The 22,684-nt window shown below is 63.0% G+C and carries 20 protein-coding genes; 10 read left to right on the top strand and 10 right to left on the bottom strand.

Annotated features, from left to right (window positions below; translation table 11 throughout):
* Positions 1-29: 29 nt before the first annotated feature.
* Entirely contained in the window at positions 30-356 is a 327-nt protein-coding gene (gene grxD, locus D6Z43_RS12725) for a Grx4 family monothiol glutaredoxin (RefSeq protein ID WP_120652552.1), read from the top strand.
* 234 nt (positions 357-590) lie between these two features.
* Here the strand turns inward: grxD and bfr are convergent, their stop codons facing one another.
* Together bfr and D6Z43_RS12715 are read right to left on the bottom strand one after the other, a co-directional pair.
* Positions 591-1,061 carry a bacterioferritin gene (gene bfr / locus D6Z43_RS12720; RefSeq protein WP_120652551.1) on the bottom strand — a complete coding sequence of 157 codons (471 nt, stop codon included), beginning with the start codon at positions 1,059-1,061 and terminating at the stop codon, positions 591-593.
* A gap of 203 nt (positions 1,062-1,264) precedes the next feature.
* On the bottom strand, positions 1,265-1,483 hold the full coding sequence (locus D6Z43_RS12715) for a bacterioferritin-associated ferredoxin (RefSeq protein WP_069085145.1): 219 nt from the start codon (positions 1,481-1,483) through the stop codon (positions 1,265-1,267).
* Positions 1,484-1,764: 281 nt separating this feature from the next.
* Between D6Z43_RS12715 and D6Z43_RS12710 the strand changes: the two genes are divergently transcribed.
* Positions 1,765-2,367 (top strand): peroxiredoxin, encoded by a 603-nt coding sequence (locus tag D6Z43_RS12710; RefSeq protein ID WP_120652550.1) that lies wholly within the window; start codon positions 1,765-1,767, stop codon positions 2,365-2,367.
* 68 nt (positions 2,368-2,435) lie between these two features.
* Here the strand turns inward: D6Z43_RS12710 and rnt are convergent, their stop codons facing one another.
* A complete protein-coding gene (gene rnt, locus D6Z43_RS12705) occupies positions 2,436-3,110 on the bottom strand; it encodes a ribonuclease T (RefSeq protein ID WP_120652549.1) in 675 nt (224 codons plus the stop codon).
* Positions 3,107-4,153 (bottom strand): dihydroorotase, encoded by a 1,047-nt coding sequence (pyrC, locus tag D6Z43_RS12700; RefSeq protein WP_120652548.1) that lies wholly within the window; start codon positions 4,151-4,153, stop codon positions 3,107-3,109. Before pyrC ends, rnt begins: the two co-directional genes overlap by 4 nt.
* A 167-nt stretch (positions 4,154-4,320) precedes the next feature.
* Between pyrC and D6Z43_RS12695 the strand changes: the two genes are divergently transcribed.
* From D6Z43_RS12695 to modC, 6 genes are all read left to right on the top strand, one after another.
* Complete coding sequence (locus D6Z43_RS12695) at positions 4,321-5,337, top strand: OmpA family protein (RefSeq protein WP_174235583.1); 1,017 nt, start codon at positions 4,321-4,323, stop codon at positions 5,335-5,337.
* A 129-nt stretch (positions 5,338-5,466) separates the two neighbouring features.
* Positions 5,467-6,684, top strand: coding sequence for an argininosuccinate synthase (locus tag D6Z43_RS12690; protein ID WP_120652547.1), 1,218 nt, complete (start codon positions 5,467-5,469; stop codon positions 6,682-6,684).
* A gap of 92 nt (positions 6,685-6,776) precedes the next feature.
* Positions 6,777-7,169 (top strand): lactoylglutathione lyase, encoded by a 393-nt coding sequence (gene gloA / locus D6Z43_RS12685; protein WP_120652546.1) that lies wholly within the window; start codon positions 6,777-6,779, stop codon positions 7,167-7,169.
* A 57-nt stretch (positions 7,170-7,226) separates the two neighbouring features.
* Entirely contained in the window at positions 7,227-8,267 is a 1,041-nt protein-coding gene (locus D6Z43_RS12680; protein WP_120652545.1) for a sensor domain-containing diguanylate cyclase, read from the top strand.
* A gap of 74 nt (positions 8,268-8,341) precedes the next feature.
* A complete protein-coding gene (gene modB / locus D6Z43_RS12675; RefSeq protein ID WP_120652544.1) occupies positions 8,342-9,028 on the top strand; it encodes a molybdate ABC transporter permease subunit in 687 nt (228 codons plus the stop codon).
* A 3-nt stretch (positions 9,029-9,031) separates the two neighbouring features.
* Entirely contained in the window at positions 9,032-10,117 is a 1,086-nt protein-coding gene (modC, locus tag D6Z43_RS12670; protein ID WP_120652543.1) for a molybdenum ABC transporter ATP-binding protein, read from the top strand.
* 41 nt (positions 10,118-10,158) lie between these two features.
* Here the strand turns inward: modC and D6Z43_RS12665 are convergent, their stop codons facing one another.
* Positions 10,159-11,667, bottom strand: a complete 1,509-nt coding sequence (locus D6Z43_RS12665; protein WP_120652542.1) for an APC family permease — start codon at positions 11,665-11,667, stop codon at positions 10,159-10,161.
* 133 nt (positions 11,668-11,800) lie between these two features.
* Positions 11,801-13,294, bottom strand: coding sequence for an aldehyde dehydrogenase (locus D6Z43_RS12660; protein WP_120652541.1), 1,494 nt, complete (start codon positions 13,292-13,294; stop codon positions 11,801-11,803).
* Between the two features lie 356 nt (positions 13,295-13,650).
* On the opposite strand from D6Z43_RS12660, the gene D6Z43_RS12655 reads away from it, so the two are divergent.
* Positions 13,651-14,397, top strand: a complete 747-nt coding sequence (locus D6Z43_RS12655; RefSeq protein WP_256661000.1) for a FadR/GntR family transcriptional regulator — start codon at positions 13,651-13,653, stop codon at positions 14,395-14,397.
* Between the two features lie 110 nt (positions 14,398-14,507).
* On the top strand, positions 14,508-15,266 hold the full coding sequence (locus tag D6Z43_RS12650) for a cache domain-containing protein (RefSeq protein WP_120652540.1): 759 nt from the start codon (positions 14,508-14,510) through the stop codon (positions 15,264-15,266).
* A 34-nt stretch (positions 15,267-15,300) separates the two neighbouring features.
* Here the strand turns inward: D6Z43_RS12650 and D6Z43_RS12645 are convergent, their stop codons facing one another.
* The 4 genes from D6Z43_RS12645 to uca all read right to left on the bottom strand — a co-directional run bounded on the left by D6Z43_RS12645 (position 15,301) and on the right by uca (position 22,499).
* Positions 15,301-16,794, bottom strand: coding sequence for a sensor domain-containing diguanylate cyclase (locus D6Z43_RS12645; protein ID WP_120652539.1), 1,494 nt, complete (start codon positions 16,792-16,794; stop codon positions 15,301-15,303).
* Between the two features lie 55 nt (positions 16,795-16,849).
* On the bottom strand, positions 16,850-17,704 hold the full coding sequence (locus tag D6Z43_RS12640) for a DUF4824 family protein (RefSeq protein ID WP_120652538.1): 855 nt from the start codon (positions 17,702-17,704) through the stop codon (positions 16,850-16,852).
* Positions 17,701-18,771: a DUF2157 domain-containing protein gene (locus D6Z43_RS12635; protein WP_120652537.1), complete on the bottom strand. Its 1,071-nt coding sequence runs from the start codon at positions 18,769-18,771 to the stop codon at positions 17,701-17,703. Before D6Z43_RS12635 ends, D6Z43_RS12640 begins: the two co-directional genes overlap by 4 nt.
* Positions 18,772-18,896: 125 nt before the next feature.
* Entirely contained in the window at positions 18,897-22,499 is a 3,603-nt protein-coding gene (uca, locus tag D6Z43_RS12630; protein WP_120652536.1) for an urea carboxylase, read from the bottom strand.
* Positions 22,500-22,684: the final 185 nt, after the last annotated feature.

Genomic DNA, 22,684 nt, shown 5'->3' with positions numbered 1-22,684 from the left:
CCAGTCGGAAAGTTCAGCCGAGGTGCCCAATGGATATCATCGAAACCATCAAAGAGCAGATCGCCAACAACACTGTCCTGCTGTACATGAAAGGCTCGCCGAACGCTCCGCAGTGCGGCTTCTCGGCCCGCGCCGCGCAAGTCCTGATGGCTTGTGGCGAGAAGTTCGCTTATGTCGACATTCTGCAGAATCCGGAAATCCGCGCGAATCTGCCGAAGTACGCGAACTGGCCGACCTTCCCCCAGCTGTGGGTAGGCGGTGAACTGGTTGGTGGCAGCGACATCATTACCGAGATGTTCGAAAAGGGTGAGCTGCAGACCCTGGTCAAGGATGCCGTGAGCAAGGCCAGCGCCTGATCCGCTCCGGATTCGAAAAAAGCCCCGCAAATGCGGGGTTTTTTTTGCTTATCGTTAGCTGTTCGGGAAGATACTGGCTTCTCAAATTGAGAAGGCATCTTGATGTTGAAAGTTACTCATTCATGTCGGTCCGTTTTTCGATAGTTAATAGTGTTCCGGATTCGAGGAGAATGATTTGGCGGTGCATCAAATTAAAAAGCCCCGCATTGGCGGGGCTTCTTTTTTGTCGGCGGATTACTCGTCCATCTGCGACTGCAAATAGTTCTCCAGGCCGACTTTGTCGATCAGGCCCAGTTGGGTTTCCAGCCAGTCGATATGTTCTTCCTCGGACTCGAGGATTTCTTCCAGCAGTTCGCGGCTGCCGTAGTCACCGACGCTTTCGCAGTAGGCAATAGCCGTCTTCAGGTCCGGAACGGCTGCCAGCTCCAGCTTGAGGTCGCTGGCCAGCATCTCCTTGGTGTTCTCGCCGATCATCAGCTTGCCAAGGTCTTGCAGGTTGGGGAGGCCCTCGAGGAAGAGAATGCGCTTGATCAGCTTGTCCGCATGCTTCATCTCGTCGATGGACTCGTGGTACTCGTGTTCACCCAGTTTCTTCAGACCCCAATCTTCGTACATGCGGGCGTGCAGGAAGTACTGGTTGATCGCAACAAGCTCGTTTCCGAGGATCTTGTTGAGATGCTGTATGACTTTCTTGTCGCCTTTCATGTGGAATCCTGCCGTAGGAAGAGTGGATGGTTAAGAAATTCTGATCCTCGCAATTTATTGTGTCAAATCTAAGTTGTTGAATTACAAATGAATTTGAATATTAATAAGAATGTTTTACTTCTACATTTGAACTCTAAAGTATTGAAAATCAGGCACAAAAAACCGGACGCTGCGGTCCGGTTTCCTGTGATTCCGCCGAATGGTCAGGCGATGGCGTATGCCGCGGGGTAGGCGAGGGCCGCCTGGCTGCTCTGCACCTCGGCCAAGGTCTCCTTGACCACCTGCTTGGCCAGGCAAGCACACTTGCCGCATTGGGTGCCCACTTCCAGCGTGTTGCGTACTTCGCGATAGCTGCAGCAGCCTTCATAGATGGCTTCGCGAATTTGACCGTCAGTGACACCTAGACAGAGACAGACGTACATAGCACTCAGAACTCAGGGGAGTGGTTGGATGAGGGGATACTAATAGTAATGAGAATGATTGTCAAAGATTTGCCTGAAACGCCCGGGCCAGAGGTGTTCCCGCGTAATTCGGCGGTCAGCGGCGGACGTTGACCCGCCAGTCGAAAGCGGTGGGCGGGGTTAGCCGTCGAGTGTATTATTGCCCGTCCTTTTGGAAACGGGTGTCATGGCGTCGCCACATTGGTCGGCCAGGCTGTGACCCCGACCCCACTGACTACTCATGACAACTCAGGAGACATGGAATGAGCGTACTCGTAGGCAAGCAGGCTCCGGACTTCACCGTTGCCGCCGTTCTGGGCAATGGCGAAATCGTCGACAGCTTCACCCTGTCCGAGGCCATCAAGGGCAAATACGGTCTGGTGTTCTTCTACCCGCTGGACTTCACCTTCGTCTGCCCGTCCGAGCTGATCGCCCTGGACCACCGCATTCCCGAGTTCCAGGCCCGTGGCGTGGAAGTGATCGGCGTGTCGATCGACTCCCACTTCACCCACAACGCCTGGCGTAACACCCCGGTAGACAAGGGCGGCATCGGCCCGGTCAAGTACACCCTGGCTGCCGACATGAAGCACGAAATCGCCAAGGCCTACGACGTCGAATCCGAAGACGGCGTGGCTTACCGCGGCGCTTTCCTGATCGACAAGAACGGCGTTGTGCGTTCCCAGATCGTCAACGACCTGCCGCTGGGCCGTAACATGGACGAGCTGCTGCGTCTGGTCGACGCCCTGCAGTTCACCGAAGAGCACGGCGAAGTCTGCCCGGCCAACTGGAAGAAAGGCGACAAGGGCATGACCGCTTCTCCGGAAGGTGTTGCCCAGTACCTGGCCGAGAACGCTTCTTCCCTGTAAGCGTTTCCAGCTAAAGAAAAAGCCCGGCATATGCCGGGCTTTTTCATGTCTGGAGTTTCGATGGGGACTCAATCGTCGTCGTCGATCCAGCCGCCCATTTCCTTCCAGCGGTTGACGATGCCGCAGAACAGCTCGGCAGTCTTCTCGGTGTCGTAGCGCGCCGAGTGTGCCTCGCGGCCGTCGAAATCGATGCCGGCGGCCTGGCAAGCCTTGGCCAGTACGGTCTGACCGTAGGCGAGGCCAGCCAGGGTCGCGGTGTCGAAGCTGGAGAAGGGGTGGAATGGATTGCGCTTGAGAGCGGTCCGGTTCACTGCAGCATTCAGGAAACCGAGGTCGAAGCTGGAGTTGTGGCCGACCAGGATGGCGCGCTTGCAGCCATTGGCTTTGATCGACTTGCGCAGGCCACGGAAGATTTCCGTCAGCGCGTGCTCCTCGCTCACCGCCATGCGCAGTGGGTGATCCAGCTTGATCCCGGTGAACTCCAGCGCGGCCTGTTCGATATTGGCGCCTTCGAACGGCTCGATGCGGAAGAAGTGGGTATGGTCCGGGTAGAGGAAACCCTGCTCATCCATCGCGATGGTGGTCGCGGCGATCTCCAGCAAGGCATCGGTCGCGGCGTTGAAACCGCCGGTCTCCACATCTACCACCACCGGCAGGTAACCACGGAAGCGCGCTGCCATGGGGTGGCGCGGGCCGGAGGGCAGGCTGCCGTCCAGTTCGTCGTCGTAAAGGTCCTCGCTCACGCTTGTTCCTCCAGCAGGCGCCATTGCAGCTTCTCGCCAGCGCGCAGCGGTACCACCACCTGCTCGCCCAGCGGCAGGGTGGCGGGGGCGGTCCATTCTTCGCGGACCAGGGTGATGCGGTCGGTGTTGCGTGGCAGGCCGTAGAAGTCCGGACCGTGGAAGCTGGCGAAGGCCTCCAGCTTGTCCAGCGCATTGCGCTGCTCGAAGGCTTCAGCATAGAGCTCGATGGCGGCATACGCGGTGTAGCAGCCGGCGCAGCCGCACGCGGCTTCCTTGGCGTGCTTGGCGTGGGGCGCCGAGTCGGTGCCGAGGAAGAACTTGGCGCTGCCGCTGGTGGCAGCGTCCAGTAGTGCTTCCTGATGTACGTTGCGCTTGAGGATCGGCAGGCAATAGAAGTGCGGACGAATGCCGCCAACCAGCATGTGGTTGCGGTTGTACAGCAGGTGGTGGGCGGTGATGGTGGCGCCGACATTGGCCGAAGCCGATTGCACGAACTGCACCGCGTCGCCGGTGGTGATGTGTTCGAACACCACCTTGAGGGTTGGGAAGCGCTCGACTACGCGGGTCAGGTGTTCGTCGATGAATGCTTTCTCGCGGTCGAATACGTCGATTTCGCCACGGGTCACTTCACCGTGGACCAGCAGCAGCATGCCGACTTCGGCCATGGCTTCCAGGGCCGGGAAGATCTTGTCTACGCTGGTGACGCCGGAATCCGAGTTGGTGGTGGCGCCGGCCGGATAAAGCTTGGCCGCGTGCACGAAACCGGAAGCCTTGGCCGCGCGAATGTCCTCCGGGCTGGTGCGATCGGTGAGGTACAGCACCATCAAGGGTTCGAAGTGGCTGCCCGCCGGACGGGCGGCAAGGATGCGCTGGCGATACGCGTCGGCTTCCTCGGCATTGCGAACCGGAGGTACCAGGTTGGGCATGATGATGGCGCGGCCGAAAGTACGGGCAGCATCCGCAACGGTGTGGGCCAGGACGGCACCATCGCGCAGATGGATGTGCCAGTCGTCGGGACGCAGGAGGGTCAAACGGTCGGACATGAGGGGCTTCCAGGCGGGCAGAACTGGGCGGACATGCTACCGGAAAAGCCCTGCAGGGGCACGCAGGGCCTAATCCTCGGGCGAGTGCGCAGGTAAATCCGCGCTCAAGTTTTGTCGAGCGCCACCGATATCCAGCAGGAACGCCGTAATTCCCCGTGGAGCCAGCCGTGCGCCAGCGTTATCTCGCCATCCTGAGTTTGCTCGCCAGCCTGCCGGCCATGGCCATCACATTCCAGACTCGCCTGGAGAAGGTGGAGTGGAAAGTCGAGGGTGACAAGTTCGAATGCCGCCTTTCGCAATCCATCACGGACTTCGGTGCGGGTGAGTTCGTGCGTCGTGCCGGCGAGCAGGCCACTTTCCGCCTGAAGGCTCACGAACGCTGGATGGGGGCGGGGTCAGCGACCTTGCTGGCGGCTGCAGCGCCCTGGCAGCCGGGCAGGGGCGATATCAACCTTGGTGTGGTCAGCGTCGGCGGCGGTGAGGTGCCCTTCAACAGTTCCCAGCAGCAGGCCGGGCGTCTGCTTGCCGGCCTGATGGAGGGCCGCAGCCCTCTGATACGCCATCGCACCCTGCAGGGCGGCGACGCCATGGAAGTGCGCCTGCTGCCGGTGAAATTCAACCAGGCCTACCAGGATTATCTCGCGTGCACCGCCAAGCTGCTGCCGGTGAACTTCGACCAGGTCAAGCATGTGCAGGTCGGCTTTCCGGGGGGCGGCATGGAGCTGGACGATATCGCGCGGGCGAAGCTGGAAATCATGCTCGACTTCATCAAGGCTGATCCAAGCGTCAATCACATCGAGATCGATGGCCATTCCGACAACAGCGGCAATCGTCTGACCAACCGCGACCTCTCGCGCCGCCGCGCCCTGGTGGTGTACGACTACTTCAAGGCCAACGGTTTCCCCGAGGCGCAAATGGTCATGCGCTTCCATGGTGAGCGCTATCCGCTGGCGCCGAACAACAGCTCGGCCAACCGGGCCAAGAATCGCCGAGCCACCGTGCAGTTGTCGCGCGTCGACCTGCCTGTGGAGGCGCCGGCCGCAGCGCCCGCTCCTGCTCCTGCTCCGGCGGAGGCGCCGGATCCCGTCAAGCCTGGCGTTCCCGACGCCGCTCCGACCGGCCCGGCTCCCGCTCCGGGCGTCCAGGGTGCTGCTCCCGCCCCCAAGACCCCGAGCGGTTCCTGACCCTGCCGCTCGTCGCACAGTCGACAGATTCTGTCGCCTCGTCGTCATAAGCTGTCGCGCCACTGTAATTTGACCGCCAGGGTCAGTAGAATCACGGGTTTTTCGTACAACCCCCGTGGAGTTGATGGCATGGCGGACGTGAAGAAGGTTGTCCTGGCTTATTCCGGTGGCCTGGACACCTCGGTGATCCTCAAGTGGCTGCAAGATACCTATAACTGCGAAGTAGTGACCTTCACCGCTGACCTCGGCCAGGGCGAAGAGGTCGAGCCGGCCCGCGCCAAGGCCCAGGCGATGGGCGTCAAGGAAATCTACATCGATGACCTGCGCGAAGAATTCGTTCGCGACTTCGTATTCCCGATGTTCCGCGCCAACACCATCTATGAAGGCGAGTACCTGCTGGGCACCTCCATCGCCCGTCCGCTGATCGCCAAGCGCCTGATCGAAATCGCCAACGAGACCGGCGCCGACGCCATCTCCCACGGCGCCACCGGCAAGGGCAACGACCAGGTGCGTTTCGAACTGGGTGCCTATGCACTGAAGCCGGGCGTGAAAGTGATCGCTCCCTGGCGCGAGTGGGACCTGCTGTCCCGCGAGAAGCTGATGGACTATGCCGAGAAGCACGCCATCCCGATCGAGCGCCACGGCAAGAAGAAGTCCCCGTACTCCATGGACGCCAACCTGCTGCATATCTCCTATGAAGGCGGCGTGCTGGAAGACACCTGGACCGAGCACGAAGAAGACATGTGGAAGTGGACCACTTCCCCGGAAAAGGCGCCGGATACCCCGACCTACATCGAACTGACCTATCGCAATGGTGACATCGTCGCCATCGACGGCAAGGAACTGACTCCGGCCCAGGTGCTGACCGAGCTGAACCGCGTCGGCGGCATCAACGGCATCGGCCGCCTCGACATCGTCGAGAACCGTTATGTCGGCATGAAGTCCCGTGGCTGCTACGAGACCCCCGGCGGCACCATCATGCTTCGTGCCCACCGCGCTATCGAGTCCATTACCCTGGACCGCGAAGTCGCGCACCTGAAAGACGAGCTGATGCCGAAGTACGCCAGCCTGATCTACACCGGTTACTGGTGGAGCCCGGAGCGTCTGATGCTGCAGCAGATGATCGACGCCTCCCAGACCAACGTGAACGGTGTGGTACGCCTGAAGCTTTACAAGGGTAACGTCATCGTGGTCGGTCGCAAGTCCGACGACTCCCTGTTCGACGCCAACATCGCCACCTTCGAGGACGATGCCGGCGCCTACAATCAGGCCGACGCCGCTGGCTTCATCAAGCTCAACGCCCTGCGCATGCGCATCGCTGCAGGCAAGGGCCGCAAGCTGTTCTGATAAGCTTGTCAGCATGAGCCTACGAACCCCGGCCACGAGCCGGGGTTCGCATTTATAGCCCGGCAAAACGGGCAACCGATGAGGAAGCAACGATGAGACTGCTGCATACCATGCTGCGCGTCGGCGACCTGGACAAATCCATCGCCTTCTACACCGAAGTGCTAGGCATGACCCTGCTGCGTCGCAAGGACTATCCGGACGGCCAGTTCACCCTCGCGTTCGTCGGCTACGGCGACGAAGCCCACAACAGCGTGATCGAACTCACCTACAACTGGGGTGTGGATAAATACGAGCTGGGCACTGCCTATGGCCACATCGCGCTGGAAGTGGACGATGTCTACAAGGCCTGCGAGGACATCCGTGCCCGTGGTGGCAAGATCACCCGTGAGCCGGGGCCGATGAAGCACGGCACCAGTATCCTGGCCTTCGTGGAAGATCCCGACGGCTACAAGATCGAATTGCTGTCGCCCTCTCGCAAGGACTGAAGCTCTGTGCTGATATGAATCCGGGGCGTCTTCGCTCCGGACTGGAGGCGTGGGTCTATGGAAGGTTCCGCTGTCAGCTATGAACGCAATCTCGAATGCCTGGTACGGGCCATTCAGGAATTGTCCCTGGCCCGCGATCTCGACCGTATCGCAGAGATCGTGCGCAGCGCTGCGCGGGAACTGGTAGGGGCGGATGGTGCCACCTTCGTCCTGCGTGACGGTGATCGCTGCTTCTACAAGGATGAGGACGCCATCTCACCGCTGTGGAAGGGCCTGCGCTTTCCCATGGAAACCTGCATCAGCGGCTGGGCGATGATCAACCGCGAGCCCGCAGTGATCGAAGATATCTACCAGGACCCACGCATCCCCCACGACGCCTACCGCCCCACCTTCGTCAAAAGCCTGGTGATGGTGCCCATGCGCAGCATGGCCCCGGTGGGGGCGATCGGCACCTACTGGGCCACCCCGCGCATGGCGAGTGTTCGGGAGGTCGGTCTGTTGCAGGCCCTGGCGGACTCCACCTCGGTGGCCATGGAGAATGTCCAGCTCTACAACGAACTGGAGCAGCGCGTCATCGCCCGTACCCAGGACCTGGTCGCCGCCAACCGGCTGCTCTATGACGAAGCCTGCGAGCGCGAGCGGGTCGAACAGGACATCCAGCGCTTCTCCATGACCGATGAGCTCACCGGCCTGCACAACCGTCTCGGTTTCCTGCACCACGCCGCCGGAGAACTGGACGCCTCACGCCAGCGCGACACACCTTGCCTGTTGCTCCACCTGCTGGTTGGCAGCAACGACAGCGGGCCAGGTGAGAGCCTGCCGCTGACTGCCGCTCGCATGCTTCGGGCGCAGTTCCGGCGCGGTGACCTGTTGGCGCGCCTCGGGGGCGGGGAGTTCCTTGTGCTGACTTCCGGTTATGGCGATCCGAATGCCGTCCTGCAGCGCCTGCGTGCTGGTCTTGGTGCTTTCAATCGCGCGACTGAGCAGAGCCTGACCCTGCGAATCGGCCATGCCGAATCCTCGCGAGCGCAGGACCTTGAGCAACTCTTGTTCGACGCGGACAACGCCCTGCACCGCAGCGGACCGGGGTGGGGTTAAGCCTGATTCTGGCTGGCTACGCAGCTTCGCTATATAGTTCGCAACACAGCGAAAAGTGATCATTCGGCCAACCCATGAGCTTTCCCCTCGACCGTACCGATCTGGCCGCCATCTGGCTGACCCTGGAACTTGCCACCCTCACCACGCTGCTCCTGCTCGTGGTGGGCACTCCTATCGCCTGGTGGCTGGCGCGCACCCGTTCACGCCTGAAGGGGACAGTCGCAGCCGTGGTCGCCCTGCCGCTGGTGCTACCGCCTACGGTCATCGGTTTCTATTTGCTCGTCAGCATGGGACCCCACGGGTTCATCGGCCAGTTCACCCAGAGCCTAGGCCTCGGCACCTTGCCCTTCACCTTTGCCGGCCTGGTGGTGGGTTCGGTGATCTATTCCATGCCCTTTGTCGTGCAGCCCCTGCAGAACGCCTTCACCACCATCGGCCAACGTCCGCTGGAAGTAGCCGCCACACTGCGAGCCAGTCCTTGGGACACCTTTTTCTCGGTGGTCCTGCCACTGGCCAGGCCAGGTTTCGTCACCGCGTCCATCCTCGGCTTCGCCCATACCGTGGGTGAGTTCGGCGTAGTGCTGATGATTGGCGGCAACATTCCGGAGAAGACCCGCGTGGTCTCGGTGCAGATCTTCGATCACGTCGAAGCCATGGAGTACGCCCAAGCCCACTGGTTGGCCGGCGGCATGCTGTTGTTCTCCTTCCTCATCCTGCTGGCGCTGAATACCAGCCGACGCCTGAAACCCGGCTGGACCTGACTTATGCAACAGATTCGCGCGCGATTCCGCCTGCGCCATCCGGACTTTGTCCTGGAGACCGATCTCGAACTACCTGGCCGTGGCGTCAGCGCCCTGTTCGGCCACTCCGGATCGGGCAAGACCAGCCTGCTGCGCTGCATCGCGGGCCTGGAGCGCGCCGCCGAGGGCTACCTGGAGATCAATGGGGAGGTCTGGCAGGACAGTGCCCGTGGCCATTTCCTGCCCACCCACAAGCGCCCCCTGGGGTATGTGTTCCAGGAAGCCAGCCTGTTCGAACATCTCTCGGTCCTGCGTAATCTGGAGTTCGGCCAGCGGCGTATACCCGCGCGGGAGCGCCGTGTCGCGTTGGAGCAGGCGGTGAAACTTCTGGGTATCAGCCATCTGCTCGAGCGCATGCCGGACGGTTTGTCCGGCGGCGAGCGCCAGCGTGTCGGCATTGCCCGTGCCCTGCTGACCAGTCCGCGCCTGCTGTTGATGGATGAGCCCCTGGCGGCGCTGGACCTCAAGCGCAAGGGCGAGATCCTGCCCTACCTGGAGCGCCTGCATGACGAGTTGGACATCCCGGTCCTCTACGTCAGCCATTCGCCGGATGAAGTGGCGCGCCTGGCCGATCACCTGGTGCTGCTGGATAACGGCCAGGTGCTGGCCAGCGGGCCGCTGGAGCAGACCCTCGCCCGCCTGGATCTTCCCACCGCGCAGGAAGACGAGGCCGGTGTGGTGATCGAAGGGCGGGTGCAGGGTTTCGATGCCCAGTACCAGTTGCTGACCCTGGCGTTGCCCGGTAGCTCTCTCAGCGTGAGGGTGGCCCATTCGCCGGTTGCCGAAAGCCGCTCCCTGCGCTTCCGGGTGCTGGCGCGGGACGTCAGCCTGAGCCTGGAGAAACAGCGCGACAGCAGCATCCTCAACCTATTGCCGGCACGGATGGTGGAAGAGTCTCCGGCCGCCAATCCAGCCCACGTGCTGGTGCGTCTCGATGTGGATGGCACGCCCATGCTGGCGCGCATCACCCGCTTCTCCCGTGACCAGCTTGGCCTCTACCCTGGCCAGACCCTCTGGGCGCAGATCAAGTCGGTGGCACTGCTGGCTTGAAGGCGGGGAGGGCGGGGCCTGGCAGCCCCACCCTGTTTGACTCAACGTGCCGGCTCGCTCTCCAGCGCTGGCGTCGACAGTTTCCACGCGTCCCCAGCAGGGGCCTGGCCGCGGTCGTAAGGCTTGAGTACGAGCATGTAGAGCAGGCCGATTGCAATGATTACGGCCGCTGTGACGACGATTCCGTAATTGACGTACCACGGCGCGTCCGGAGTGCGCGGCCAGGACATGTTGACGATGGCCAGCACGCCGTAGATCAGGGCCGCAATGTTGACGACCCAACCCCAGTTGCCCAGGGTGAATTGCCCGCTCGGTTGCCAGCCGCGGACGCGAGCGAACAGCGCGCCGCCAACGATCATCTGGAATGACAGGTAGATGCCGATCGCGGCGAAGGCAACCACTGCGGCGATGGCATTCTGCAAGAAGAAGCCCGCGCAGACGATGGCGGCCGGCAGCAGGCCGCAGACTACCAGTGCAGCGGCCGGTACATGGGTGTTGGGCGACAGACGCTTGAGCAGCGAACTGCCCATGACCATCTCGTCACGCGCATAGGAGTACAGCAGCCGGCTTGCTGCGGCCTGCAGGCTCAGTACGCAAGAGACGAAGGAAACGATGATCACCGCCATGACCAGTCGCGACCCGAGGGGGCCGAAAGCGTTGTTGAGGATGGTGGACATCGGGTCGCTGTCTTCGCCCGAAATCACCTTGGCCATGTCCGGCACCGCGAGGATCAGCGCTATCGCCGCAAACATGGCAGCGCCGCCGCCGATATAGACGGTCATGCGCATGGCCTTGGGAATGCGCTTGCTCGGGTTCGGTGTTTCCTCGGCAACGTCGCCGCAAGCCTCGAAGCCGTAGTAGAGGAACATGCCGGCCAACGACGCCGTGAGGAACGCGGGCCAGTAGCTGCCGTCGATGCTGATGTCGAACGTGTTGAACAGCACGCTGATAGGTTGGTGGCGCTCGAAGATCAGCAGGTAGCCACCGATTACCAGGGCGCCCAGCAATTCGCAGATGAAGCCGAACATCGCCACACGGGCCAGTAGTTTCGTGCCGCTCAGGTTCAACAGGGTCGCTATCAGGGTCAGGCCAAGGGCGATCAGCGTATTGGTGACGGCCGTGGGCTCGAAGCCAAGCAGGTTGGCGATGTAGGGGCCGGCACCGAGGGCGACTGCAGCGATGGTCACGCAGAGCGAGACGGAGTAAAGCCAGCCCACCATCCAGGCCCAGCGCTTGCCCACCAGGCGCCGTGCCCAGGGATAGACGCCACCGGAGATGGGGAATTGCGAAACTACTTCACAGAACACGAGGCACACCAGCAACTGACCGATGCCCACCAGCAGGTAGGACCAGAACATCGGTGGGCCTCCGGCCGCCAGACACAGGCCGAACAGGGTATAGACCCCCACCACCGGGGACAGGTAGGTGAAGCCCAGGGCAAAGTTCTCCCAAAGGCTCATGCTGCGTTCGAAGTTGGACGTGTAGCCCAGGGCGCGTAATTGCTCCGCGTCCCGGTCAGCCACTGCAGCCTTGCTGGGTGCATTGCTCATCGGTCGGTTCCTTTATTGGTTTTGTATCGGTATCGAACAAGAAGCGGTGATAAGGCGGCCGCGCGCCGCCGGTGGTCTCTTCGTTGAGGGTGGCAACCGGACCTCTCCCCGTCCGGTTGCCACCTGCCATAGGTCAGAGCTTGATCCAGGTCGCTTTCAGCTCGGTGTACTTGTCGAAGGCGTGCAGCGACTTGTCGCGGCCGTTGCCGGACTGTTTGAAGCCGCCGAAGGGCGCGGTCATGTCGCCGCCGTCGTACTGGTTGATCCAGACGCTGCCAGCGCGCAGGGCCTTGCCGACCAGGTGGGCGCGGGACAGGTTGCTGGTCCACACCGCCGCGGCCAGGCCGTAGATGGTGTCGTTGGCGATGGCGACCGCTTCTTCTTCGCTGTCGAAGGCGATGACCGAGAGCACCGGGCCAAAGATTTCTTCCTTGGCGATGCGCATGGCGTTGTCCACGCCGTCGAAGATGGTCGGCTCGACGTAGGTGCCGCCGGTTTCTTCCAGCACACGTTTGCCGCCAGCCACCAGCTTGGCACCGTCGGCGTGGCCGGATTCGATGTAGCCAAGCACGATGTCCAGTTGCTGGCTGTCCACCAGGGCACCGACGTTGGTCGCCGGGTCCAATGGGTTGCCCGGCTTCCAGGCCTTGATCGCGTCGACCACCATGGGCACGAACTTGTCCTTGATGGAGCGCTCTACCAGCAGGCGCGAACCCGCGGTGCAGACTTCGCCCTGGTTGAAGGCGATGGCGCCGGCAGCGGCTTCGGCGGCGGCCTGCAGGTCAGGGGCGTCAGCGAAGACGATGTTCGGGCTCTTGCCGCCGGCTTCCAGCCAGACGCGCTTCATGTTGGATTCGCCAGAATTGATCAGCAGCTGCTTGGCGGTGCGGGTGGAGCCGGTAAAGGCCAGGGTGTCGACATCCATGTGCAGGGCCAGAGCCTTGCCCACACTGTGGCCGAAGCCTGGCAGCACGTTCAGCACGCCAGCCGGGATGCCGGCATCACAGGCCAACTGGGCCAGGCGAATGGCGGTCAGCGGGGAGCGTTCGGACGGCTTGAGGACCACCGAGTTACCGGTAGCTAGCGCAGGGCCTAGCTTCCAGCAGGTCATCAGCAGGGGGAAGTTCCACGGCACGATGGCGGCAACAACCCCCACCGGCTCACGGGTCACCAGGCCCAGTTGGTCATGAGGCGTTGCGGCCACTTCGTCGTAGACCTTGTCGATGGCTTCGGCGCTCCAGCGAATGGCGTCTACCGCGCAAGGAAGGTCAACGTTCAGCGAGTCGCTGATCGGTTTACCCATGTCCAGGGTTTCCAGCAGGGCCAGTTCCTCGGCGTGGGCATCGATCAGCTCGGCGAAGCGGATCATCGCCTGCTTGCGCTCGACCGGTGCCAGGCGAGACCAGAGGCCGGAGTCGAAGGTTGCACGGGCTGAGGCAACTGCCCGCATCGCATCCGCCTCGCCGCTACTGGCGACCTTGCAGAGCAGGCGTCCATCGACCGGGCTGATGCAGTCGAAGGTATCGCCGCTGGCAGCTTCCACATACTCACCTTGGATGAAGGCGCGGCCTTCGATTCTCAGCCGGCTGGCGCGTTCTTCCCAGTCGGCTCGGGTCAGTTCGGTCATCGCGGGTGTGCTCCTCTGGAGAATCCCGGCACGGCTAGCGACAGTCAGGGCTGCCAGGGCGTGCGTGGGGCGGTTTTGGCGGGTAGGTTGCTAAAACATTTAAAACCATATCTTATGTTTTCGGTCCTGCCAATACAGCGACATCCTGGTGGGGTTTCTGTCGATTGTTTGCCGTATTTACCCGAGTCTTGACCGCTTTAGAGTCAGTCTTTCTTCAGGTTTTGATTGAAAGATATGAAAATAAATTTTTAATTGCGGCCTGTCCGGCGATGGCCATAATGGCCCGCAGCATCACCCGCCATGGGTGTGACTCACGCACGTGTACCAAGCCAGGGAGGTATTCGGCTTAGCCGCCTATGAACGAGTTGAAGAACGTCCGACCTGCCAATTTCATGCGCCTGCGCCAGGAAGGGCGTACGGAGGAAGTGGCGCGTCGTTTGATCGAGTTGGTCGAACTCGGGTTGTTCAGTGAGGGCGAGCAACTGCCCAGCGAGAGTGACTTGGCCACCCAGTTCGGGGTCGCGACCGTCACGCTGCGCGACGCCCTGGCGAGCTTGCGCGAACGTGGCGTGATCGAGACTCGCCGGGGACGCAATGGTGGCAGCTTCGTCTGTGCACCGCCTGCTACCAAGGACGAGGCGTTGTTCGCTCAGCTCAAGGCCATGAGTGCGCTGGAGTTGCGCGACCTGTGCGATGAGCATGTGGCGATTTCCGGCGCTGCCGCAAGGCTGGCCGCGCAGCGCTCGTCGGCCCAGCACCATGCCCGCCTGGAGGTCTATATCGACGCGCTGCGCCAGGCATCGTCGCGTCAGGAGCAGCGTCGCGCCGACGCGCGCTTCCACCTTGAAGTGGCCGTTGCCGCGCAATCGGTGCGCCTGACCCATGCAGAAATGAACCTGCAGGCCGAACTGGGAGAGTTGTTGTGGCTATCTCCCGATGGCCCTCTCGCTGTCGAAGGCCTGGTGCTGGAACATCGAGCGATCGCCGACGCCATCGTCGCTACTGATGCGAACCTGGCCGGCGCGCTGGCGGAAGCGCATGTGACGCGGGGAATCAAACGCCTGATCAATCTGCGTTTGCAGCTGCTCAGCGCAGAGATCTGAATGGCACGGCACTTGCTCGGGATTTCGCCGGTAATGCGTTGCGACGTGGCGGCAAGCGCGACATGAACTTATCCGAAACCTAATAACAAGAGCCAGACGAGGCCCAGGCTATGTCCCGAGATGTGCAGGTGGATCAGCTCAGCGAGTGTGCAGTTCTCATCAATGCTTCGATCGGTAACCTGTTTGCACAGTTGAATCTGCTGGCCGAGGACGTAGTCGCGATCTGGAAGCAATTGCAGGCTGAGGGTCGCAAGCCCACTACCCGGGATCTCTGTGCCTTGCGTCCGGCGATCCAGGCCCGCTTGCAGCAGGAGCGCAACTGCATTCACGGCACCGGAGTGGTGCTGGAACCGGGCGAGCTGGCTGATCAGGAGATGCACCTGGAGTGGTGGTGCAGAGCTCCGGCGGGCAAGGTCACGCCCATGCTGCTCAACCTCAATCGACGCAGCGAGAGCTTCTACAACTATCAGGGCATGCCTTGGTTTTCCCGGCCTCGGGAGACAGGCCAGCCCTGGGTCGAGGGGCCGTTCGTCGATCTCTATGGCGCCGACCAGTACATCATGGCCTTCTCCGTACCTATCCACGTCGACGGTCGATTCGTGGGGGTGGCGGCTGCGGACATCGCCCTGCACGAGTTCGAGCGAGTACTGCTCGCCGGGCTGATGCGCACGGACAAGGAAGCGCTGATCGTAAACGCCGAAGGCCGAGTAGTGGCCTGCAACACTGCTAACTGGCTGGTGGGCGATATGGCCAGGCAAGTGTTTGCGCGTGACGACAACCGTTCACGGGTCCTGCCGTTAGCGGAGTCATCCGCGCAGTGGTCGTTGATCGAGAGGCCCATCAGCCGCTACATCGAGGGCGCCGCCTGAGGCGGCACCTCCCAGCACGCTCGCGAGCACTGACCTAGAGCACACTGTGGTTGCCTGATGGCTCTACACACACGCAATTGCGCCCCGACTGCTTGGCGCGATACAGGCCCCGGTCAGCGCGGCCGATCAGGCTGTCGAGGGCGTCTTCCGGGTGCATGTCGGCCAGGCCGATGCTGGTGGTCACGTGGAGGTTCACGCCCTTGAACGGGTAGCGCTGGGCGGCTACTTCGAGGCGAACCTTCTCCGCCAACTGGTGGGCCGTGGCGCTACCGGTGTCCTTGAGCAGAATGATGAATTCCTCGCCGCCCCAGCGACAGATGATGTCCGCTTGGCGAAGGCTGTCGCGCAGGTTCTGGGCGAAGCCCTGCAGCACCTGGTCGCCGGCCTGGTGGCCGTAGGTATCGTTGAGCATCTTGAAGTGGTCGAGGTCCAGCAGCAGGGCTGCCAGGGGTTTGCGCTCGCGCCGGGCCTCCTGCAGCGCCTGGCCGGCGAGTAGCTCGAAGCCGCGCCGGTTGGGAAGCCCGGTCAGGCTGTCGGTGGTGGCCAGGGCGGCGATGCTGCGCTGGTAGCGGCGCATCAGGCGGATTACCAGCACCAGGATGATGCTGGTCACGATCAGGCAGATCAGCAGGTTGAGGTAGAGGGTGTTGCGCAGGCCGGTGAGCAGGCCGTCTTCGTGCTTGTCGACGAACAGGTACCAATCCAGTTCGGGAATGTAACGCACGTTCAGGTAATGGTCGCGACCACGTTCGTGATACGCGAACTTGCCGGTCTGCGGGCGCCCCAGCCGGGCCTGCAGTTCCTCAAGCCCCGGTACGTCGGCCAGCGACTGACCGACCCGCGCGCCCAGAGGACCACCATCGGCACCGGTCAGGACGATGCGTCCGGTGGTATCGACGAAATAGACACTGCGGTCGTAGCGGCGCTGGTATTCGTCTATCAGCTTGATCACCGCGTCCACCGTCAGGCCGACGCCGGTGGCGCCAAGGAACTTGCCGTCGTAATCGAACACCTTGTAGTTGATGAAGATGGTCAGCCGGTCCTGGTTGGCCATGTCCACGTCGACATTGATCTCGTACGGCTCCTTCATGTCCCGTACACGGAAGTACCAGATGTCACGCGGCTCCTTAGGGTTCACCTGCTTGAGCACGCCCTTGGTCTGGTAGTAGGTGAGGGTTCGGTCGGAAATGAAGAAGGAGGTGAAGGCACCATAGTGCTGCTGCACTTCACGCAGGTAGCGGGTCATGGGCTCGACATTCTTCTCGCCTTGCATCACCCAGTCACGCACGAAGGTATCGCGGCTCATCATCGAGGAAATCAGGATAGGCCGGACCAGGTCCTTCTGGATTTCCGAATAGACGTTGTCCGAGGTGAGCGGCAACTCGGTGTTGACGATGCTGCTGCGAATGGACTTGAGCGATGCCTGGTAGCTGACCAGCGAGGTGGCCAGGAATCCGCCGCCGAGCAGCAGTACCAGGGCGAGAACCAACAGGCGGTGGCGTTGCTTCGTGACTTCGGGAAACGGCATCGGACTACTTGACCTCAGGCTAGTGGCGCAATGCTAGCGTTCGTCGACGAGATCGTCACGGACGGGTACTTGACGCCAGGCTATCGGCGTCTTCGGGTGTTGCTTGACGACCGCCACGCGGAAACTCCGGGGCCGAATCGATCCAGGGTTCCAGGCGCTGACCGATGCTGAGCCAGAGCCGGAAGCGCGGAGGTACGGCGCCGTTAGGGTCGCGCACTAACTCCTCGTCCAGCGGCTTGCGCCAGGCATGGGGCACGTTGATCTCGGAGATACGCAGGCTGCTGATCTGGCCGGTGAGGCGTCCGTCGCGAACCCATGCACTGACGTTGCCGGGCACGATGGCATAGCGGCTGCGATCGGGGTAGCGGCCCCGCAGGGCCTCGCGGTCCTGTCCCGCATCCACCGCGAACAGGCGGCTTTCGCGTCTCTCTTCCTGTTCAACATAGTCGCGGGCCGCGCGTTCGGCGTCCTCTCGACGCTTGTCTGCGGGCGCTGCGCGCAGCTCGCTCTCGGCGGTCTGCTGTCGCTGCCGGGCGCGCTCAAGCTCGGCCTTGCGTGCAGGGCCATCGAGCTCGAGCACCACCAGCACCTCGCGATTGCGGTTGTCGAAGCGCATCTGTTCGCGGTCGCCAACCGTGAAGCCAAGTTTCAGCAGCGCGGACTCATCGAGCAGCAGGCGCTCGTAGCGGTCGTCACCCTTCGGGTCGCTGGGGCGTCGCCAGTCCAGGCGTAGGGCCAGGCTACTGTTCTCGCGCATGGTCCAGTCGAGGGAGCGGCGCAGTTCGCGTTCGGAAAGCAGCAGGCGGCTGTCCGGCTCGCCGCCGCGATTGATCCACACGCCACCCAGGGTAATGGCATTGGTGAGTCCGATCAGCGCCAGGCCGCCCAGCAATGCGGTACGCATTTTCATGCTCGCTGGTCTCCCTTGTGGGCTCGGCGCAGGCGGCCGAGCACCAGTAGAAGCAGCACGGCGACGAGCCCCACGACGAGGAAGAACAGGTACTTCGGCATCACCTCCCACCACCAGTCGAACAGTTTGATGAAGAGGAAGAGCACGAAGAACAGCACGCCGGTGTGCATCACTTCCGGCCAGTCGCGGCGGTTGCCGAGCCAGATAGCCAGCGCGGCGCCAACGAAGCCGACGAGCTGGTAAAGGCTTTCCACTGCATCGCGGGACCAGGGCAGGTAACTGCCGTACGCCCAGTTGGCCAATATCAGCACCGGCACGAACAGGCCGAGCATGCCCATGACCCGGTAGATCGCAGCGAAGCCACTGTAGCGCGCCTGGGAGAAGAGCTGCGGTAGCAGGAAAATCAGCAGTCCAGCGGGCAGCAGGTGTTCCGGACGTTCGGTGCAGTCCAGCCAGTAGAGGCCGCTCCAGCTTGTCAGCCGGGTGGCGATCAGGGCCATGATGCAGCCGAGGCCCGCACCGAGCAGTAGACGAACCTCGCAAGCGTAGGCCAGCAGCAGGGCGTAGGCGGCCCAGGGCAGCAAGGCCTTGTCGCTGGGCGTGATGTTGAAGATCTGACCCAGCATGACCACGTTCAATACGAAGCAGGCGAACGCCAGGACCGTCGTCAATCTGGTGAAGTAAGAGGTCTGGTCACGCTGGCGCAGCAGCAGGGTCAGCAGAAGGCTGCCCAGGGAAAAGCCGACGAGGATGCCTACCTGGGCGGTTTCCGGGAACAGCCCCCAGAACTGGTAGAAGAAGAACAGCAGGCTGGCCGCCAGCGCCAGAGCGCCCAGCAGGGACGCGATGCGCATGCCGAGGGACAGACGCCGGGCCTGGGCGTCCGGATCTATGTCGAACGTGTCGCGGTAGTTCGCCAGCAACTGGCGATGGTGTTCGCCGAGGCGGTCGATCTGTTCGGGGGAGAGCAGCAGCACCTGCTCATCGTGCAGGCGTTCGACTTCCCGGCAGAAGGCCTGGATATCGTCGGCGCGGTGTTGTGCCTGGTCGCGGCTGAGCGGCGGCATTGCGGGTCCTTTTGCGTGCGGTGCCGCTTGAACTCTAGGTGTGCGGATGGGGGCCGGCAATGAGCACTGCATATATCTGTAGGGGCGAATGAATTCGCCCCTACAGATAAAACATCCCGGTGGCCTCAGGCCTCCTCCATCACCACCACCCGTTGCCCGGCGCGTACCGGCGAACCCGGCTGCACCCGCACTTCACGCACCACGCCGTCGCGGGGAGCGGTGAGGGGGATTTCCATCTTCATGGATTCGAGGATCACCAGGATGTCCCCGGCCTTCACGCTGGCGCCTTCTTCCACCTGCACCTGCCAGAGGTTGCCGGCGATATGACTTTCCACCGCGTGCTGGCCGGCGCTCAATGGGGTGTCTTCACCCAGGTCGGCGGCGATCTCCTCGCTGTCGAAATGGGCCTGCCCGGAAGCGATCCAGCGCTCCCGCTCGGCATTGAAGGCAGCCTGCTGCTGGCTGCGGAAGGCGGCGATGCCCTCGGCTTCGCGGGTGAGGAAGGCCTGGTAGTCGGCCAGGCAAAGCTCGCTCTCCTCGATGCGCAGTGGATAGCGGCCGAGGGGGAAGTCGCGGCGAATCTTCAGCAGTTCTTCGGCTGAGACGGGGTAGAAGCGGATCTGGTCGAAGAATCGCAGCAGCCAGGGCTTGCCATCGAAGGCTTCGACGTCGCGGTAGCGGTTCCACATCTGCAGGGTGCGGCCGACGAACTGGTAGCCGCCGGGGCCTTCCATGCCATAGACGCACATGTAGGCGCCGCCGATACCCACCGAGTTCTCGGCGGTCCAGGTGCGCGCCGGGTTGTACTTGGTGGTCACCAGGCGGTGGCGCGGGTCCAGCGGCGTGGCCACCGGGGCACCGAGGTAGACGTCGCCCAGGCCCATCACCAGGTAACTGGCATCGAACACGGTGCGCTGCACTTCATCCAGGTTCGGCAGGTCGTTGATGCGGCGGATGAACTCCAGGTTGCTCGGGCACCAGGGCGCATCCTTGCGCACGGTGGTCATGTACTTCTCGATGGCCAGTTGGCAGGCCGGGTCGTCCCAGGAAAGCGGCAAATGGACGATGCGCGACGGCACTTTCAGGTCGCCGGCGGCACAGACGCCATCCCAGAGTCCGGCGATGGTCTGCAGCAGCGTATCCAGGGGCAGCGTTTCCGGCTGGTAGTGGACCTGCAGGGAACGGATTCCCGGTGTCAGGTCGATCACGCCATCCAGGGTACGGGCCTCCAGTGCCTGCATCAGCGCATGGGCGCGGAAGCGCAGCACCAGGTCCAGCTCCGGCGCGCCGATCTCCAGCAGCAGGTGGGTGTCACCGGAGAGACGGGCGACCAGACGTTTGTCGGACTGGCCGAGGTCGAGCACGATCGGTGAGCTTGTAGGAGCGAGCTTGCTCGCGAATTCGACGCTGGGATGTTCGCGAGCAATCTCGCTCCTACGCAGCAGTGTCCGAGCCAGTTCACGTGCCTGCGCGATGCTCACCGCCACGAACCTTACCTTGTCCCCGGCCTTCAACTGCCCGAGCTGCCAGAGGTCCGCTTCGATAATCGTCACCGGGCAGACGAAGCCGCCCAGGCTGGGGCCGTCCGGGCCAAGGATCACTGGCATGTCGCCGGTGAAATCCACCGCGCCGATGGCATAGGGATTGTCGTGAATGTTGGAAGGATGCAGGCCGGCTTCGCCGCCGCTCTCGCGCACCCATTCGGGCTTCGGCCCGATCAGGCGCACGCCGGTGCGGCTGGAGTTGAAGTGCACTTCCCAGTCGGTGGCGAAGAAGGTGTCGATGTAGGCCGGGGTGAAGTACTCCGGGGCTCCGTGGGGGCCGTAGATCACCCGCAGCGTGCGCACCTCGGGCAGTTCAGTGTGCAGTTCCAGCGTCTGGCCAGCGCTGTGGTCAGCTAGCTGCGGGAGGTGCAGGACATCGCCGGCACGCAGGGCGCGGCCGCCGTGGCCGCCGAACTGGCCGAGGGTGAAGGTGCTTTTGCTGCCGAGATAATCCGGCACTTGCAGGCCACCGCGTACGCAGAGGTAGCTGCGCGCCCCGGCTCCGGCGATCGTGCCAAGCGCAAGGGTGGCGCCGGCAGGCACGAACAAGGCGGTGTCCATCGGCTGCGGCTGGCCGTCGAGGGTCAGCGGAATCGGCGCGCCGGTGACTGCCACCACGGCGTCGGTATTGAAGCGCAGGGTTGGGCCGCTCATGGTGACTTCCAGCCCGGCCTCGCCCTCGGCGTTACCCAGAAGACGATTGCCCAGGCGCAAGGCGCGACTGTCCATGGGGCCGGACGGCGGCACACCTACCGCCCAGTAACCGAGTCGGCCGGGGTAGTCCTGCACCGTGGTCTGGGTGCCGGCGCCGAGCACTTCGAAGGTGTTCGCGCGATAGCTGAGCCCGTCCAGGCAACGGGTCCAGGGCGAGCCGCTGGCAAAGGGCGCATCAGCCAGGATCTGCCGCAGGAAACTGCGGTTGGATTCCACGCCGTAGAGCGTAGTGTCGGCCAGCGCCTGGTCCAGCTCGTTGCTGGCTTGCTCTCGGCTCGGCGCCCAGCTGATGAGCTTGGCGATCATCGGGTCGAAGTAGGGGGGGATTTCGCAACCCGCCTCCACCCAGGTGTCGATGCGCAGGCGCTTGCCATCGGCCTTGGGGAAGGCGACTGCGGTGAGCAGACCGGGGCAGGGCTGGAAATCGCGGCCAGGGTCTTCGGCATAGAGCCGAGCCTGGATGGCATGCCCGCTCGGGGCGAGGCTCGCCACTAGGTCGGCCAGGGGCGGCAGGGTGCCGGCGGCCAGCTCGATCATCCAGCGAACCAGGTCGACGCCCCAGACCTGTTCGGTGACACCGTGTTCCACCTGCAGGCGGGTGTTCACTTCGAGGAAGTAGAAGCGCTCGGCCTCGCTGTCGTAGACGAACTCCACGGTACCGGCACTGCGGTAGCTAACCGCCTTGGCCAGCTTGATAGCGGCGGCGCATAGCTCGTCAGCCATGCCGGCGGGCAGGTTGGGTGCGGGGGTTTCTTCCAGCACCTTCTGGTTGCGACGTTGCACCGAGCAGTCGCGCACGCCCAGGGCGATAACCTCGCCGCGGCCGTCGCCGAATACCTGTACTTCCAGATGGCGTGCGCGCTGGATGTACTTCTCGATGAACACGCCGGAGTCGCTGAAGTTGTTCTGCCCGAGTCGCTTCACGGCCTCGAAGGCCTCGCTCAACTCTGTGGCCGAGCGGCATACGCGCATGCCGATGCCTCCGCCGCCGGCTGTGCTTTTCAGCATCACCGGGTAACCCACCTGTTCGCCGGCGGCGAGGGCCGCGGTGAGGTCTTCCAGCAGTTCGGTGCCTTCGAGCATCGGCACGTCGTGCTGTTTGGCCAGGGCGCGGGCCGTGTGCTTGAGGCCGAACACGCGCAGCTGCTCAGGCGTCGGGCCGACGAAGGCGATGCCGGCGGCCTCGCAGGCTTCGGCGAAGGCGGCGTTTTCGGAGAGGAAGCCGTAGCCGGGGTGGATGGCCTGGGCACCACTGCTGCGTGCGGCCGCGAGGATCTTGTCGACCACCAGATAGGTGTTGGCGGCCGGACCGTCGCCCAGGCTGATCGCCTGGTCTGCCTGCTGGATATGCAGGCTGGCGGCGTCGGCTTCGGAATACACGGCTACGCCGCGGACGTCGAGCTGGCGCAGGGTACGCAGGATGCGGCAGGCGATGGCACCGCGGTTGGCGATCAGGAGTTTGTCGAACATTGCAGAACCCTCGAAAGGGGTGACGGGCCGTCCCGTCTTATTCGTCTGCACCACGGTCGTCCGTGGCTGGAATTTCGGTGTCGTCCGTAGGAGCGAGCTCTACTCGCGAAAGGCTTCGCCAGCAGAGCTGGCTCCTACTGGTCCGGCTTCGAAGTGGGGGAATTCAGGCACTGCCCCGACCGGCT

This window comes from Pseudomonas sp. DY-1 (assembly GCF_003626975.1).
Taxonomy (GTDB): Bacteria; Pseudomonadota; Gammaproteobacteria; order Pseudomonadales; family Pseudomonadaceae; genus Metapseudomonas.
Note: the sequence above shows the minus strand (reverse complement) of the source record. Positions and strands in the feature narration are given on the sequence as shown.

Bases quoted from the DNA above. Each gene is read 5' to 3' on its own strand.
- grxD (WP_120652552.1), top strand. From the start codon at position 30: ATGGATATCATCGAAACCATCAAAGAGCAGATCGCCAACAACACTGTC.
- bfr (WP_120652551.1), bottom strand. From the start codon at position 1,061: ATGAAAGGCGACAAGAAAGTCATACAGCATCTCAACAAGATCCTCGGA.
- D6Z43_RS12715 (WP_069085145.1), bottom strand. From the start codon at position 1,483: ATGTACGTCTGTCTCTGTCTAGGTGTCACTGACGGTCAAATTCGCGAA.
- D6Z43_RS12710 (WP_120652550.1), top strand. From the start codon at position 1,765: ATGAGCGTACTCGTAGGCAAGCAGGCTCCGGACTTCACCGTTGCCGCC.
- pyrC (WP_120652548.1), bottom strand. From the start codon at position 4,153: ATGTCCGACCGTTTGACCCTCCTGCGTCCCGACGACTGGCACATCCAT.
- D6Z43_RS12690 (WP_120652547.1), top strand. From the start codon at position 5,467: ATGGCGGACGTGAAGAAGGTTGTCCTGGCTTATTCCGGTGGCCTGGAC.
- gloA (WP_120652546.1), top strand. From the start codon at position 6,777: ATGAGACTGCTGCATACCATGCTGCGCGTCGGCGACCTGGACAAATCC.
- D6Z43_RS12680 (WP_120652545.1), top strand. From the start codon at position 7,227: ATGGAAGGTTCCGCTGTCAGCTATGAACGCAATCTCGAATGCCTGGTA.
- modB (WP_120652544.1), top strand. From the start codon at position 8,342: ATGAGCTTTCCCCTCGACCGTACCGATCTGGCCGCCATCTGGCTGACC.
- modC (WP_120652543.1), top strand. From the start codon at position 9,032: ATGCAACAGATTCGCGCGCGATTCCGCCTGCGCCATCCGGACTTTGTC.
- D6Z43_RS12665 (WP_120652542.1), bottom strand. From the start codon at position 11,667: ATGAGCAATGCACCCAGCAAGGCTGCAGTGGCTGACCGGGACGCGGAG.
- D6Z43_RS12660 (WP_120652541.1), bottom strand. From the start codon at position 13,294: ATGACCGAACTGACCCGAGCCGACTGGGAAGAACGCGCCAGCCGGCTG.
- D6Z43_RS12655 (WP_256661000.1), top strand. From the start codon at position 13,651: ATGAACGAGTTGAAGAACGTCCGACCTGCCAATTTCATGCGCCTGCGC.
- D6Z43_RS12650 (WP_120652540.1), top strand. From the start codon at position 14,508: ATGTCCCGAGATGTGCAGGTGGATCAGCTCAGCGAGTGTGCAGTTCTC.
- D6Z43_RS12645 (WP_120652539.1), bottom strand. From the start codon at position 16,794: ATGCCGTTTCCCGAAGTCACGAAGCAACGCCACCGCCTGTTGGTTCTC.
- D6Z43_RS12640 (WP_120652538.1), bottom strand. From the start codon at position 17,704: ATGAAAATGCGTACCGCATTGCTGGGCGGCCTGGCGCTGATCGGACTC.
- D6Z43_RS12635 (WP_120652537.1), bottom strand. From the start codon at position 18,771: ATGCCGCCGCTCAGCCGCGACCAGGCACAACACCGCGCCGACGATATC.
- uca (WP_120652536.1), bottom strand. From the start codon at position 22,499: ATGTTCGACAAACTCCTGATCGCCAACCGCGGTGCCATCGCCTGCCGC.